The organism is Lentzea sp. JNUCC 0626, from assembly GCF_043632865.1.
Classification (GTDB): domain Bacteria; phylum Actinomycetota; class Actinomycetes; order Mycobacteriales; family Pseudonocardiaceae; genus Lentzea.
The window spans coordinates 9,791,550-9,806,062 of the sequence record NZ_CP171635.1 but is presented as its reverse complement, the minus strand read 5'-3'; the positions used below and the strand labels follow the sequence as shown (position 1 = coordinate 9,806,062).

Here is a 14,513-nt window from a genome sequence, read left to right as displayed (position 1 = left end):
GTCACAGGCGGCCGGTGTCGGCGGGGAGAACCTCCGCCGGCACCACCGGTCCGAACACCTCGGCCGGTTCCTCGTCCGCCCACAGCAACGGCACCAGATCGGCGCCGCGCTTGAACAACCACGGCACGCCCTTGAGCATCAGCCACGCGAGGTGGTGCCACACCGTCAGCTCGCGCCCGCCCGAGCACTCCAGGCTGACCTCGCCGAAGTCGTGCCCGACCGCCCGCAACTCCGCGGCGAACGCCCGCGCGAGCATCCGGTGCCCGCGTTCGGACGGGTGCAACCGGTCGACCGCCCACGTCTCCAGCTCGTACGCGCCGGGCATCGTGTGCAGGTCGACGCAGCGGACCCCGTGCCGCGCCACCACGACGTCGACGATGCGGTTGTACTCGTCGATGCGGTCCTTGAGCACCCGCCGCAACCGGCCGGGCAACTTGAACACGCGGCCCTGGTCGTGGAACCGCACGGTGACCACCGAGACGCCGGCGGCGGTCAGTTCGCGGCACACGTGGTCGAGGTCCTCGTGCATCCGCCGCGCGGAGAAGTCGGACCGGAGCGTGTCGTTGACGCCGGCGATGACGACGGCGGCAGTGGGCTTGTCCCGCAACGCCTGCGGCAGCTGGGTGCGTCTGACGTCGGCCAGCCGGGCGCCGGAGACGGCGTAGTTGCGGTAGCCGTTGTCCGAGTAGGAGGACGAGAGGATCGGGCCGAAGCCGCGCCAGCCGCCGGGCACGAGGTCGCCGATCCCGACCGCTGTCGAGTCACCGAGTAACACCAGCACGCGAAACAGCTTCGGCTGGCCCGGTGATCCAGGAATGACCGTGCGGGAACGGTTCAGCGAAATGCTGGGTAAAGCGGGAGTTCGAGCACCTCAGGGCCGTACCGGTCGGCCAGCGCCCCGATCACCGCGTCGGCGTGCGACGCGACCGTCTTCTCGCCGAGGATCAGCGCATCCGACCGCAACCTCAGCCACCGTCCGGCGAGCACCACGCTGCGCGGCGGACCGTCGGTGTCGATCGGCATCGGCTTGGACAGCGCCCGCCACGTCGCGAGCCACACCCACAGCAGCTGCGCTTCCAGCAGCCGGGGTAAGAGGATCGCGTCGTCGTCCATCTCGGGCCACACCGACCCGACCTCGGCCCGCCAGGCCGCGACCATCGCCTCGGACATCCCCGGTGGCAGCCCCCACCCGCACCAGCAGGACGGGAACGGCACCCGCAAAGCCGCGGCGTCGAACACGATGTCGCGGACGCAGCCGCCCTCGAAGTCGACGAACCGCACCCCGCGCGAGGTGACCAGGTGGTTGTCCGGGCACGACGTCGACGGGCTGAACGCGCGCCGCCGCGACGTGCTGAACGCCCGCGCCGCACCGGCCGCGAACTCGACGGCCTGCGTGGACGTGGCGACACCGAGGGTGGTCTCCAGCAGCGCCGGCAACCCCGCGATGGCCGCGTGCACGTCGACGGCGATCGGGTCCTGGCAGCACTGCGCACCGGCTCGGCGCATCAACGCGTCGAAGTCCGCGTCCCGGCCCGCCGTCGTGGCGTGCAGCCGGCCCATCGCGTGCGCCCACGACAGCAGTCCGCGTTCGGCGGCCCGCGCGTCCTTGGCGTGCAGCTTCTCGGAGAGCCGGGGCGCCCGGCCCAGGTCCTCCAGCACGACCAGGCGCGTGCCCGCGTCGTGCGCGAAGAGTTCGGGGGTGGCGCGTTCCTCGGCGGGAAGCGCTGTCAGCAGCTGGTGGCTGACGGCCTCGTGGGCCCACGGATCGCGGTCGCCGCTCGCCTCCGGATACCGCTTCACGACGAGCGTGCGCGGCATGGAGAACGGCGACGAGGCCACTCTCACGCGAATCACGACGGAACGACCGGTACCCCCGAGAGCCTCGGGGTCCGCGAGGCGCACCTGTGCGCCCAGTCGCCTGGTCAGTACCCGCTCAGCCGCCCCGACAGCGTCCAAGATCTCTGGTGAAGTCGTGTCGGGAGGGCCCGCGGTGATCTCCACGCTCATCCCCTCCGACCCTACTCCCCAAGTCCGTGAGCCGGACCGACGCTAATCCGGCCAGGCTGCGACCACCACCACTCGTTGGTAACGGCTCGCACTGTTCCCGGATCCCCCTACGACGTGTGGACGTGTGGAAACACCTTCCGTTGCCCACTACGCGGCGATCAAGGCGATCGATCGACGCGCACACGTCAATACCGATCAAGTAGCTGCTCGATCGGGCGAACCGGTCTCATGTTCTGAGACGCGGGGAGGCGTCCAAGGGGTTGCCTCCCCGCGTGGAAAAGATCGTCAGGCCTTCTCGGCGGGCTGCTTCACGCTCGCTCCGAACGCCTCGCGGCACCGGTCCGCGCACCATTCAGGAACGCGGTGACGACTCCGCACCCCATCCGGCCGGCCGTGGCCCGGCACAGGTCCGGGCCACGCCGACAAGAGGTCGTCAGGCCTTCTCGGCTGCCTTGTCGGCGGCCTTCTCGGCACCCTTTTCCTGGGGCTTCGCGTCCACTCCGGCCTCCTTGCGCTGGAGCGCCGTGATGGGCGCCGGCGCCGCCGTCAGCGGGTCGTAGCCGCCGCCCGACTTCGGGAACGCGATGACCTCGCGGATCGAGTCCGCACCCGCGAGCAGCATGCAGAGGCGGTCCCAGCCCAGGGCGATGCCGCCGTGGGGCGGGGCGCCGTACTTGAAGGCGTCGAGCAGGAAGCCGAACTTCTCCTGCGCCTCCTCGGCGCCGATGCCCATGACGTTGAACGCGCGCTGCTGCACGTCGGCGCGGTGGATACGAATCGAGCCACCGCCGAGCTCGTTGCCGTTGAGGATCACGTCGTAGGCGTAGGCCAGCGCCTCGCCCGGCTTCTCCTCGAAGGTGTCGATCCACTCCGGGGTCGGCGAGGTGAACGCGTGGTGCAGCGCCGTCCAGTTGCCGCCGCCGACCGCGACGTCACCTGCCTCGAGCTTGTCGACCGACTCGAACATCGGGAAGTCGACGACCCAGCCGAACGCCCAGGCGTTCTCGTCGATCAGGCCGACGCGGTGCGCGATCTCGACGCGCGCGGCTCCGAGCAGGGCGCGCGCGTCCCGCGGGTCGCCCGCGCCGAAGAAGATGCAGTCGCCCGGGTTGGCGCCGGTGGCCTTGGCGAGACCGTCGCGCTCGGCGTCGGTCAGGTTCTTCGCGACCGGGCCGCCCAGCGTGCCGTCCTCGCCGACCAGCACGTACGCGAGGCCCTTGTGGCCGCGCTGCTTCGCGAACTCCTGCCACGCGTCGAGCGTGCGGCGCGGCTGCGAGGCACCACCCGGCATGACCACGGCACCGACGTACGGCGCCTGGAACACGCGGAACGTCGTGTCCTTGAAGTACTCGGTGAGCTCGGTGAGCTCCAGCTCGAAGCGCAGGTCAGGCTTGTCCGAGCCGTACTTGGCCATCGCGTCGGCGTAGGAGATCCGGCGGAACGGCAACTGCAGGTCGACGCCCTTGGTCTCCTTCCAGATCGCGGCCAGCAGCTTCTCGGTCAGGGCGATCACGTCGTCCTGCTCGACGAAGCTCATCTCGACGTCGAGCTGGGTGAACTCCGGCTGGCGGTCGGCGCGGAAGTCCTCGTCGCGGTAGCAGCGCGCGATCTGGTAATAGCGCTCCATGCCGCCGACCATCAGCAGCTGCTTGAACAGCTGCGGCGACTGCGGCAGCGCGTACCAGGAACCCGGACGCAGACGCGCCGGCACCAGGAAGTCACGCGCGCCCTCAGGCGTCGACCGGGTCAGGGTCGGCGTCTCGATCTCGACGAACTTCTCGGAGTGCAGCACCTCGCGGGCGATGCGGCTGACCTCGGAACGCAGGCGGATGGCCTTCGCGGGCGCAGAACGGCGCAGGTCGAGGTAGCGGTGCTTGAGCCGCGCCTCCTCGCCCGGCTCGACCTCGCTCTCGACCTGGAACGGCAGCGGCGCGGCCTCGTTGAGGACCTCCAGCTCGCTGACGTAGACCTCGATGGCGCCGGTCGGCAGCTCGGGGTTCTCGCTGCCCTCGGGCCGCGCGCTCACCTCGCCGGTGACCTTGACGACGTACTCGCTGCGCAGCCGGTGCGCGCGCTCCGCCATCTCGCCCTCGCGGAAGACGACCTGCGCGACACCGCTCGCGTCCCTCAGGTCGATGAAGATGACACCGCCGTGATCCCGCCGGCGAGCGACCCACCCGGTGAGGGTGACGGACTGCCCGGCGTGCTCGGCCCGGAGTGATCCGGCCTCGTGCGTGCGCAACACGGTGGTGGCTCCTTGTAGACGAAGTAAACCTTGCCGTCAAGGCTAGCCGGACCCACCGACAGATTTTCAGGCAGGGCTTTCCGGCCGCGCAGTTGATCTCCGTTCGCTACGGTCGGGCGTCATGCGGATGGCGTTCGCCCTAGTGGGCATGCTGGCGATGTTCGTGGCCGCCGTGGGCGTCCTGTTCTTCGGCGTTCTCGGCTTCACCCCGACCAGCACCTGTTCCGGCGCCTGCCAGGCACCGCTGCTGATCACCCTGGTCGGCACGGTGGTCATCGGGCTGGCCGCGACGTTCGCGACGTGGTTCCGCGCGGTCCGCGAGCCCCGCGCCTACTGCCCCTACCTCGGCGCGGTGCTGATGGTCATGCTGTTCTTCGTGTCACTGAGCATCGCCGAAGCCGTCCGCTAGCTTCGGCCGTGCCTTCTCCCACGCCGCGGCCCACCCTGCGTCGACCTGCTCGGCGTCGCCCCACTCAGCGATCCGGTGGAGCAGGTCCACCAGCCGCGTCCGAGGTTCGCGGTCCAGCGACGGCAGCACCTCCACCAGGAACGGCAGCACCGCCGTGGCCGCCGGGCACACGAACCCGCCCTCCTCGTGCACCGTCCGGTCCAGGTCGGTTATCGCCCGCGCGACCACCTCGGGATCGTCCGACAGCAACGCCCGGACGTGCCCCGGCGTGTCCAGAGCAGGCCCGTAAGCGTGGTCGATCGCGTGCCACGGCACGTCGTCCAGTCCCTCGATGCTCATCCCAGCTCCAGCAGCACCGACGTGGCGAGCGCCGAAACGTGTTGCCCCAGCGACGTCACGCCCTGGTCGTGCACCCGCTCGGCCACCAGGTCCCGGTACTCGCGGGCCCGCGCCACCCCCACCAGCCACACCGCGAACGCCCGCAGCCGCACGTCCGGGTCGGCGATCCACACCGGCACGAACGGCACGACCTGGCCCACGTCGGTGGTGTCGCGTTCGAAGAGCCGGCGCAGGTAGTCGAGCGCCTCGGTGCGCCACGGCAGCACGTCCACCAGCGCGAGCACGAGGTCGATGCCGTCGAAGTCCTTGGGGCCCACCAGCCAGAGCACGTGCTCCAGCACCTCTTCGTAGCCCATCTCGAACGACCCGGTGGCGAGGAACAGTTCGAGGTCGCCGGTCAGGCCGCGCAGGATCACGTCGGCGTCGGGGCGGGTCGCCGCGGACACGAGCATCCGGGCGGGCTGCTCGACGTCCGGCAGGTCCCGCAGCCACGTCACCGCCGCCTCGTCGCCCCTCCCGGCGTACTCCGTGGCGACGATCACCAGGCACAGCCGCGTGGCCGGGTCGAACTCCTCCTCCCACCGCGCGGACAAAGCAGGCAACACGGGCGCGCTGTCGCCGAGGCCCTTGCCCAGCACGAACAACACGCCTCGCCGCACCGCCGCCGAGCCGTGGCCGAGCAGCGCGAGCAACGCCGGCTTGGAGGCCTCGAACGCGGGTGGCCAGCTCGAATGAACCCCGGCTGAACCGCTGCCGCCCGCGACCGCGATCGCGCCGCACAGGTTCTCCAGCAGCCACTCGCGGCTCGGGGTGTTGTCGTGCGCGACGAGGTCGAGCAGGAACGGCCACGCGGCCGCCGTCGCCTCGCTGACCTCACCGGGCTCGCCGGTCAGCTGGCGCACCAGTTCCTCGTGCGGCTCCACGGAGGTCCGCGCCTGCCTCAGCAACCTGGGAAGCTCGTCGGCGTACCCGTCATGACTGCGCAACCGGTACCAGTCGATCTTCTTCAGTCCGTCCACCACGGACACCAGAATAGGAAAAGGCCGCGACCCAGGAGGTCGCGGCCTTCACACGGCAGAACTAGCTCACGCGGTGGGCGCGAGGTACAGCAGGCGGTTCGGCGAGCCCGAACCCGGGTTCGTCACCTTCGACGGCGTGGACTGGCCGATCAGGTACGAGGCGACCTGGGCCGGCGTCGCGCCGGGGTTCGTCGAGAGGTAGCGAGCGGCGGCACCCGCGACGTGCGGGGTGGCCATCGACGTGCCCGAGATGGTGCTCGTGGCGGTGTCGGAGGTGCTCCAGGACGACGTGATGTCGCGGCCCGGGGCGAAGATGTCGAGCACCGCGCCGTAGTTCGAGAACGACGAGCGGGCGTCGTTGCGGTCGGTGGAGCCGACCGTGATCGCCTCCGTCACGCGCGCGGGCGAGGTGTTCGCCGCGTTCGTGTTGGCGTTGCCCGCCGCCACGGCGAACGTGACGCCCTTGGCGATGGCGTTGCGCACGGCCGTGTCGAGGGTGGCGTTGGCGCCACCGCCGAGGGACAGGTTCGCGACGGCCGGCTTGGCCGCGTTGGCACCCACCCAGTCGATGCCGGCCGCGACGCCCGCGAGGGTGCCGGAGCCGTTGTTGTCGAGCACGCGGACGGCGACGACCCGAGCGGCCTTCGCGACGCCGTACTGCGAGCCAGCGATGGTGCCGGCGACGTGCGTGCCGTGGCCGTTTCCGTCCTGCGCGACGTTGTCGTTGTCCACGAAGTCACGGCCGTTCACGGCGCGGCCGCCGAACGTGGAGTGGCTGATGCGGACACCGGTGTCGATGACGTACGCGGTCACGCCCGACCCGGTCGAGGTGTAGCTGTAGGAGCTGTTGAGCGGCAGGTTGCGCTGGTCGATGCGGTCGAGGCCCCACGACGGCGGGTTCGTCTGCGTGGCCTGGGTGTGCACGACCTGGTCGGCCTCGACGAAGTCCACCGACGGGTCGGCGGCGAGCCTCTTGGCCTGCTTCTCGGTGAGCTTCACGTTGAAGCCGCCGAAGGTCTTGTACTCGCGCTCGACCGAGCCGCCGAAACGGGAAGCGAGGGCGTGCCCGTTCGTCTTGCCCTCCTTCAGCTTCACGATGAAGGAGCCGGCGATCTTCTCAGGGTGGTTGAGCGACAGCACCTCGCCCTCGGCGGCGTAAGCGCTGGGAACCATCAGAACCGACATGGCGAGAGTCGCCGCGCCGGCACCGGCCAGGAACCGGATCTTTCGCGTCATGATTGCAATCCGTTCTTTGCAGGGGAACGAAGCGCTTTCGACGTTATGGAGAGATCCGGTTCCTGCCAAGGGTGTCTTAGTGTTTAAGACGGGCTTGCATTGCCGGACAATTCACCTTTCACAGGGATGGCGGCCAGTAGAGGATACGGTTGACGGGTGGCGTGCCCGGAGTGGCCGTGCTAACGAGCGCGCGCTCGACCTGCGCGGGCGTGGCCGCGCGGTTCCTCTCCAGGTACCGGGCCGCGACACCGGCCGCATGTGGTGCGGCCATTGAGGTTCCGCTCAGCGTCGCGGTCGCGGAGTCCGAAGTGTTCCAGGCGGACGGAATGCTGACGCCCGGCGCGTAGAGGTCCACCAGCGGTCCGTAGTTGGACGAAGGTGCCTTGGTGTCGTTCTGCGTCAACGCTCCCACGCAGATCGCCTGCGAAACCCGTTGCGGCGACGAGTTCACGGGGTCGGTGTTGCTGCCCCCTGCTGCGAGCGTGTACGAAACACCGGAGTCGATCGACTTCTTCACGGCGGTGTCGAGTGCCGCGGAAGCGCTGCCGCCCAACGACATGTTGGCCACCGCGGGCTTGACCGCGTTGCGCGTCACCCAGTCCACGCCGGCGATGACACCGGCGATCGTGCCGGACCCGGACCCGTTCAGCACGCGCACGCCCCACACCGTCGCCTGCTTGGCGACGCCGTACTTGGTGCCGGCGGCGATGCCGGCGACGTGCGTGCCGTGCCCGTTGTCGTCCTGCGCGATCGCGTCGTTGTCCACGGTGTCCCAGCCGTTGCGCGCGCGGCCGCCGAAGTCCGCGTGCGTCACGCGCAACCCGGTGTCGATCACGTAGATGTTCACGCCACGCCCGGTGGTCGCGTACTCGTACCGGCGGTCCAGCGGCAACGCGCGCTGGTCGATCCGGTCGAGCCCCCACGGCGGGTCGAGCTGGACGCCGAGGGCGTGCACGATCCCGTCACGCTCCACAGAGGACACGTTCGGGTCGGCCTTCAGCGCGCGCAACTGGGCGGACGTCAGCCGCGCGCTGAAACCGTTGAAGACACTCGAATAGCGGTGCTCGACCGTGCCGCTGAACGCAGACGCGGCTCCATCTTTGAGCACCACGATGTAGGGCGAGGTGGCTGCGGACGCCGGGGCGACCGCGACCGAGGCTGTCAAAGCAGCGACTGCCAGCAGGGCTCTCACGGGCAGACTTCCTTCCGGTTGCAGGGGAAAACGGCCCCGGCTCGCGAGAGGAGCCGGGGCCGCACATCACAGGGACTGCCTTGTTCAGCTGGTCGGCGCCCAGTACAGGAGCCTGGTCGTCGTGCTCGGGCCGGGGTTGGTCACCTTGCCGTTGGTGGCGTTGCTGGTGATCGCGGTCGCCACCTGGGCGGGCGTCACGTTCCGGTTGCCCTGCAGGTAGCGGGCCACCACGCCGGCGACGTGCGGCGACGCCATCGAGGTGCCGGAAATGGTGTTCGAGGCCGTGTCACTGGTGTGCCAGGCGGAGGTGATGCCGCCACCGGGCGCGAACACGTCGACGATCGGGCCGTAGTTGGAGAACGAGGAGCGGGCGTCGGTGCGCTCGGTGGAGCCCACGGTCAGCGCCGCCGCCACGCGCGCGGGCGAGGTGTTCGCCGCGTTCGTGTTGGCGTTGCCCGCCGCCACGGCGAACGTCACGCCGCGCGTGATCGCCCCGCTCACGGCGTTGTCGAGCGAGGTGTTCGCGCCGCCGCCCAGCGACATGTTGGCGACAGCGGGCTTGACGTGGTTGTTCGCCACCCAGTTCACACCGGCGACGACACCGGCGATGGTGCCCGAACCCGAGTTGTTCAGCACGCGGACGCCGTAGATGGTGGCCTGCTTCGCGACGCCGTAGGAGGTGCCCGCGACGGTGCCGGCGACGTGCGTGCCGTGGCCGTTGCCGTCCTGCGCGACGGCGTCGTTGTCCACGAAGTCGTAGCCGTTGCGGGCACGGCCGCCGAAGTCGCGGTGGGTGATGCGGACACCGGTGTCGATGATGTAGGCGTTCACGCCGGACCCGGTGGAGTTGTAGGTGTAGCGCTGGTCGAGCGGCAGGTTGCGCTGGTCGATCCGGTCGAGACCCCACGACGGCGGGTTGACCTGGGTCGCCTGGATGCTGACCACCTGGTCGCGTTCCACGTACTCGACCGCGGGGTCAGCGGCCAGTCTGCGTGCCTGAGCGTCGCTCATCTTCACCGAGAAGCCCTGGAACACGGCGTCGTAGACGTACCCGACCTGACCGCCGAAGCGGGAACCGAGAGTCTGCGCGCTCGCGGTGACCGCGTTGTCCTTGAGCTTGACGATGAAGCTTCCGGCGATGTTCTGACCGGGCGAAACGCGGATCTCGCCCACCGCGGCGGTGGCCGGTGCCGCGAACGCGGCGATCATGACCGCCGAACCCAGCAGAGTTGCGGTTTTGCGCATTGTGCAGTCCTGTTCGTCGCAGGGATGCTGCAGGGAAACCAACGGGCCTATTGGCGGCGTAATAGTCCCGAGATCTGAACCTGGCGGGTTTCGAAGCCGGACAAAACCGCCGATCGGCTGTACCGCGTTCCCTTTGCTGCCGATAGCCTTCCGATCTTGACTCCGTGAAACCGGAGGAGCGATGCTCACGATTTACCCACCGCGCGAGGAGCTGGCCGACCTTCTCGTGACGGGTCCGTTCGCGGACGCGTTGCGGGTCGCGATCCAGGTGCGGGGACTCAGTCTGGAACGGTTGCAGCACCGGCTGAAGGTGCGCGGCGCGCCGATCAGCGTGACGGCGCTGAGCTATTGGCAGTCGGGCAGACGCAGACCCGAGCGCCCCGAGTCGTTGATGGCCCTCGCACACCTCGAGGACGTCCTCGGGCTGCCCGAGAGCGCTCTCAGCCGCCTGCTGGGACCACCGCGGCCGCGCGGCCGTTCACGCAGGCGGGAGCCGTCCGCCCGGGCCGCGTGGGACTCCTCCGGCCTGGTGCTGACCGCCCAGCACGACCGGGTGGACGTCGCGTCCTGCGGTGGCGTGCGCGGCGTGCGGTCACGTCAGGTCATGCGGGCGAGTTCCGCCAATGTGGACCGCTGGATCCTTTGTCAGGAAACGGGTTCCGCGCAGCCCGCGCTCACCGCCGTGCGTTCCTGCCGGGTCGGGAGGATCGCCCGCGAACGCACGAACGGCGTGCTCGTCGCGGAGCTGTTGTTCGACGAACCGATCTCCGCCGGCGAGTCCGTCGCGATCGAGTACGAATTGGTCTATCCACATCCGACGGCCGAGCACACGCATTTCCGCCGGTTCGCCGAACGCGTCCACGACTACGTGCTGGAGATCAAATTCCAGGACGCGCCGGACGCCTGCGAGCAATTCGCGACCGGCCCCGCCGGAACGGAGGCGGGCGGCGTGGCCCCCACCGCCGTGGACGACGGGGGCTACGCGCACGCGGCCGCGCTCGACTTCGGTCCCGGTGTCTACGGAATGCGCTGGAGCAGTCCCGCGAATGCGACGGGATCATCCACCCACGGGAAGTGACCGGCACCCGGCTGCAGTCCGAACCGGGCGCCGGGAATGAGGTTCACGTACTCCTGCGCGCGGTTGGGCGGCAGGCTGACGTCGTACTCGCCGCTGAGGAAAGCCGTTGGCACGTCGAGGTTCCGGAGCGCTGCGCGCACCTGCGCCGGGTCGAACGCACCGTCGGCGTAGTACTCGGCGGCGGCCTCGTCGTTGCGCGGGTGGTCTTCGAGCGCACGTGCGGCGTCGTCCCAGCGCCCGTAGTGGAACGGGGCGATCCGCGCGAACGCCTCCTCGCTGAAGTTCCCGGCCCAGATCTCCTCGAACCCCTTGATCGCGTCGGCGTACCAGGGTTCTCCCGACCGTCGCAGCGCCACCGCACGGCGATCGTCGTCGGTCACGTCGATGCCGACCACGCGCGCACTCGGTGCGATGAGCACGAGTTCCTTGACGTGCTGCGGAAAGCGGGTCGCGTACAGGATCGCGAGCGTGCCACCGGCGGAGTGCCCGAGCAACCGCAGCCGGTCGAGCCCCAGGTGCTGCCGCAACGCCTCGACGTCGTCGACCACGTGGTCGGCGCGGTAGCTGTCCGCTTTCTCCGATTCGCCGGTACCGCGCAAGTCCAGCCTGATCACGTCGCGCAGCGGAAGTCCGCCCAGGTACGAAGAAGCCTGCATCGGCCCGCCGGGCAGGCAGATCACCGGGTCGTCGGCCTCGCCGTGGTAGACGAGGCCGACGCCGTCGGAAGTCGTGAAGTTCCCCATGCCCCGCAGTGTGTCAGTAGGACCTGGGCAGCTTCAGCGAGTTTTGCGCGACGAAGTTGAGCACCATCTCCCGCGACACGGGGGCGATCCGGGACAACCGCGACGACGCGAGCATCGAGGCGAGGCCGTACTCGCGGCTCAGCCCGTTGCCGCCGTGGATCTGGATCGCCTGGTCGACCGCGGCCGCGATGGCCTCTCCCGCCGCGTACTTGGCCATGTTCGCGGCCTCGCCCGACTCCTTGTCGCGGCCGGAGTCGTAGAGCGCGGCGGCCTTCTGCGTCATCAGCCGGGCGAGTTCGATCTCGACGTGCACCTTGGCGAGCGGGTGCGCGAGGCCCTGGTGAGCGCCGATCGGCGTGTCCCAGACCTGCCGCTCCTTCGCGTACTTCACGGCCTTGGCGACCGCGAGCCGCGCGGACCCGGTGGCCATGCTCGCGCCCATGATCCGTTCGGGGTTGAGCCCGGCGAAGACCTGCAGCAGTCCCTGGTCCGGCGAGCCGACGACCGCGTCGGACGGCAGCCGGACGTCGTCGAAGAACAGCGTGAACTGCTTCTCCGGCATGAACAGGTCCATGTCGATCTCCTGCCAGGTGAAGCCCTCGGCGTTCGTCGGGACGACGACGAGCACCGGTCCGGTCTCCAGGATCGCGACGACGAGCACGGCGTCGACCTCGTCCACGCCGGAGATGTAGGTCTTGCCGCCCTTCAGCACCCAGTCGTCGCCGTCGCGGCGCACGCTCGTCCTGAGCTTGTGCGAGTTCGACCCCGCGTCGGGCTCGGTGATCGCGAACGCCATCTTGAGCGTGCCGTCCGCGAAACCGGGCAGCCACTTGGCCTTCTGCTCGTCCGTGCCGAAGCGGGCGATCACCGTCGCGCAGATCGCGGGCGAGACCACCATGAGCAGCAACGGGCTTCCGGCCGCCGCGAGCTCCTCGCACACCGCCGCGAGGTCACCGATGCCGCCGCCACCGCCGCCGAACTCCTCCGGCACGGCCACGCCGAGGTAGCCGAGCTTGCCGGCCTCCTCCCACAGCTCCGTGGTCTTCTCCCCCGCCCTCGCCTTGGCGGTGAAGTAGTCGTGGCCGTACTTCGCGCCGAACTCGGCGACGGCCTTGCGCAGCGCGATCCGCTCTTCGGACTCGACGAAGCTCACGATCAGTCTCCATCCACTTCGGCTACTACGGCCAAGACGTCTCCGGCGTTGACCTGCTGTGCCTGCTCGACAAGAAGTTCGGTGACCGTGCCCGCGGTGGTGGCGAGCACCCGGTGTTCCATCTTCATGGCCTCCAGCACCAGGAGTTCGGCACCGGCCTCGACCACGTCGCCCTGCGCCACGCTGACCCTGACCACGGTGCCGGGCATCGGGGCGACGGTCGCGCCGGGCGCGAGCTTCGTCTCCGGCTCGGGGAACCGCGGCACGGCCTTCAGCGTCACCGAGCCACGCGGCGAGTCGACCTCGACCACGTCGCCGTACCGGGCCACCCGGAACGGCACCCGCACGCCGTCCAACTCCAGCACGACCGTGTCCGGGGTGGCCTGCTTCGGGTCGTACTCGACCTCGACCAGTTCCGCGCCGAAGAGGAACTTCGCCTTCGGCTGCTGCGACCGGACGTTGCGCCAGCCCAGTGGCAGGTGACCGATCTTCCGCGTGGCGGCGGACGCCAGCGCGGCCGCGAGCGCAAACGGTTGCGGGTCAACGGACCTGCTGAAGTCGTGCTCGTCGAGGAACCCGGTGTGGGTGTCCCCGTTCAGGAAGTCGTCGTCGCTCAGCACGTCGACGAGCAACTGCCGGTTCGTCACGAGCCCGTGGATGCGCGCGCTCTCCAGGGACGTCACGAGCTTGCGTGCCGCAGCCCGCCGCGTCGGCGCGTACGCGATCACCTTGGCCAGCATGGGGTCGTAGTGCACCGACACCACCGAGCCGTCCTCGACGCCGCTGTCCAGCCGCACGTCACCGGGCACCTCGAACCGGTGCAGCGTGCCGCTCGCGGGCCGCCAGTCGTGCGCGGGGTCCTCGGCGTACAACCGGACCTCGATGGCGTGCCCGCGCGGTTCCGGTGCCTCAGCAGGCAATCGCGCGCCTTCCGCGATCCGCAGCTGCCACTCCACCAGGTCCACGCCGTGGACGAACTCGGTGACCGGGTGCTCGACCTGGAGCCGCGTGTTGACCTCCAGGAAGTGGAAGTCCTCGCCCTTCAGCATGAACTCAACGGTGCCCGCGCCGACGTACCCGATCGACTCGGCCGCCGCCGTCGCTGCCGCGAACAACCGTTGCCGCACGTCGTCGCCGACCGCCGGACTCGGTGACTCCTCGACGATCTTCTGGTGCCGCCGCTGGATCGAGCACTCGCGTTCGCCGAGCGCCCACACCGTGCCGTGCGCGTCGGCGAGGATCTGCACCTCGACGTGCCGCGCCTGTTCCAGCAACGGCTCGCAGAACACCGTGGGGTCGCCGAACGCCGACTCGGCCTCGCGCCGCGCACTCGCCAGCGCGTCCGCGAACTCGGACCGTTCCCGCACGATCCGCATGCCGCGCCCGCCACCACCGGCGGACGCCTTGATCAGCACCGGGAACTCGGTGACGGTCTCGGGATCGAGCTCCGGCAACGTCGGCACGCCCGCCGCCGCCATCCGCTTCTTGGCGGCGACCTTCGACCCCATCGCCTCGATGGAGTCCGGTTCCGGCCCGACCCACGTCAGTCCCGCCGCCTGCACCTTGCGCGCGAAGTCGGCGTTCTCGCTGAGGAATCCGTAGCCGGGGTGCACCGCGTCGGCGCCCGCTCGAACAGCCGCCTCGACGAGCAGGTCGGCCCGCAGGTAGGTCTCGGCGGGTGACGCGCCGGGCAGCCGGACCGCGAAGTCGGCCTCCCGGACGTGCGGCGACTCGGCGTCCGGGTCGGAGAACACCGCGACCGTGCGGATGCCGTTGTCCTGGCAGGTGCGGATGATCCGGCGCGCGATCTCGCCCCGGTTGGCAATCAACAGATTCTTGATCACTGG

13 protein-coding genes are annotated in these 14,513 nt (G+C 69.8%); 2 read left to right on the top strand and 11 right to left on the bottom strand.

Annotated elements, in window-relative coordinates:
* Window position 1: 1 nt before the first annotated feature.
* The 3 genes from JNUCC0626_RS46205 to aspS form a co-directional block, all read right to left on the bottom strand.
* Entirely contained in the window at window positions 2–781 is a 780-nt protein-coding gene (locus tag JNUCC0626_RS46205) for an SGNH/GDSL hydrolase family protein (protein ID WP_394616933.1), read from the bottom strand.
* Window positions 782–834: 53 nt separating this feature from the next.
* The gene (locus JNUCC0626_RS46200) at window positions 835–1,845 is read right to left on the bottom strand and encodes a hypothetical protein (RefSeq protein WP_394616932.1); all 1,011 of its coding nucleotides are present in this window, start codon (window positions 1,843–1,845) and stop codon (window positions 835–837) included.
* Window positions 1,846–2,440: 595 nt separating this feature from the next.
* Window positions 2,441–4,252 carry an aspartate--tRNA ligase gene (gene aspS, locus JNUCC0626_RS46195; protein ID WP_394616931.1) on the bottom strand — a complete coding sequence of 604 codons (1,812 nt, stop codon included), beginning with the start codon at window positions 4,250–4,252 and terminating at the stop codon, window positions 2,441–2,443.
* A 121-nt stretch (window positions 4,253–4,373) separates the two neighbouring features.
* Between aspS and JNUCC0626_RS46190 the strand changes: the two genes are divergently transcribed.
* Entirely contained in the window at window positions 4,374–4,661 is a 288-nt protein-coding gene (locus JNUCC0626_RS46190) for a hypothetical protein (RefSeq protein WP_394616930.1), read from the top strand.
* Here the strand turns inward: JNUCC0626_RS46190 and JNUCC0626_RS46185 are convergent.
* The 5 genes from JNUCC0626_RS46185 to JNUCC0626_RS46165 form a co-directional block, all read right to left on the bottom strand.
* Window positions 4,632–5,000 carry a hypothetical protein gene (locus JNUCC0626_RS46185; RefSeq protein ID WP_394616929.1) on the bottom strand — a complete coding sequence of 123 codons (369 nt, stop codon included), beginning with the start codon at window positions 4,998–5,000 and terminating at the stop codon, window positions 4,632–4,634. The genes JNUCC0626_RS46190 and JNUCC0626_RS46185 overlap by 30 nt on opposite strands.
* Window positions 4,997–6,022: a hypothetical protein gene (locus JNUCC0626_RS46180; protein ID WP_394616928.1), complete on the bottom strand. Its 1,026-nt coding sequence runs from the start codon at window positions 6,020–6,022 to the stop codon at window positions 4,997–4,999. Before JNUCC0626_RS46180 ends, JNUCC0626_RS46185 begins: the two co-directional genes overlap by 4 nt.
* A 63-nt stretch (window positions 6,023–6,085) precedes the next feature.
* Window positions 6,086–7,255, bottom strand: coding sequence for a S8 family peptidase (locus tag JNUCC0626_RS46175; RefSeq protein WP_394616927.1), 1,170 nt, complete (start codon window positions 7,253–7,255; stop codon window positions 6,086–6,088).
* A 118-nt stretch (window positions 7,256–7,373) separates the two neighbouring features.
* Window positions 7,374–8,447 (bottom strand): S8 family peptidase, encoded by a 1,074-nt coding sequence (locus tag JNUCC0626_RS46170; protein ID WP_394616926.1) that lies wholly within the window; start codon window positions 8,445–8,447, stop codon window positions 7,374–7,376.
* Between the two features lie 84 nt (window positions 8,448–8,531).
* Entirely contained in the window at window positions 8,532–9,692 is a 1,161-nt protein-coding gene (locus JNUCC0626_RS46165; protein WP_394616925.1) for a S8 family peptidase, read from the bottom strand.
* 181 nt (window positions 9,693–9,873) lie between these two features.
* Here JNUCC0626_RS46165 and JNUCC0626_RS46160 point away from each other — a divergent pair, with 181 nt between their 5' ends.
* The gene (locus JNUCC0626_RS46160) at window positions 9,874–10,770 is read left to right on the top strand and encodes a helix-turn-helix domain-containing protein (RefSeq protein ID WP_394616924.1); all 897 of its coding nucleotides are present in this window, start codon (window positions 9,874–9,876) and stop codon (window positions 10,768–10,770) included.
* Here the strand turns inward: JNUCC0626_RS46160 and JNUCC0626_RS46155 are convergent.
* Genes JNUCC0626_RS46155 through JNUCC0626_RS46145 form a run of 3 tightly spaced genes read right to left on the bottom strand, consistent with a single transcriptional unit; the run spans window position 10,710 to window position 14,510 of the window.
* The gene (locus JNUCC0626_RS46155; protein ID WP_394616923.1) at window positions 10,710–11,513 is read right to left on the bottom strand and encodes an alpha/beta fold hydrolase; all 804 of its coding nucleotides are present in this window, start codon (window positions 11,511–11,513) and stop codon (window positions 10,710–10,712) included. The genes JNUCC0626_RS46160 and JNUCC0626_RS46155 overlap by 61 nt on opposite strands.
* 13 nt (window positions 11,514–11,526) lie before the next feature.
* Complete coding sequence (locus JNUCC0626_RS46150; RefSeq protein ID WP_394616922.1) at window positions 11,527–12,666, bottom strand: acyl-CoA dehydrogenase family protein; 1,140 nt, start codon at window positions 12,664–12,666, stop codon at window positions 11,527–11,529.
* Between the two features lie 2 nt (window positions 12,667–12,668).
* Window positions 12,669–14,510 (bottom strand): biotin carboxylase N-terminal domain-containing protein, encoded by a 1,842-nt coding sequence (locus tag JNUCC0626_RS46145; RefSeq protein ID WP_394616921.1) that lies wholly within the window; start codon window positions 14,508–14,510, stop codon window positions 12,669–12,671.
* Window positions 14,511–14,513: the final 3 nt, after the last annotated feature.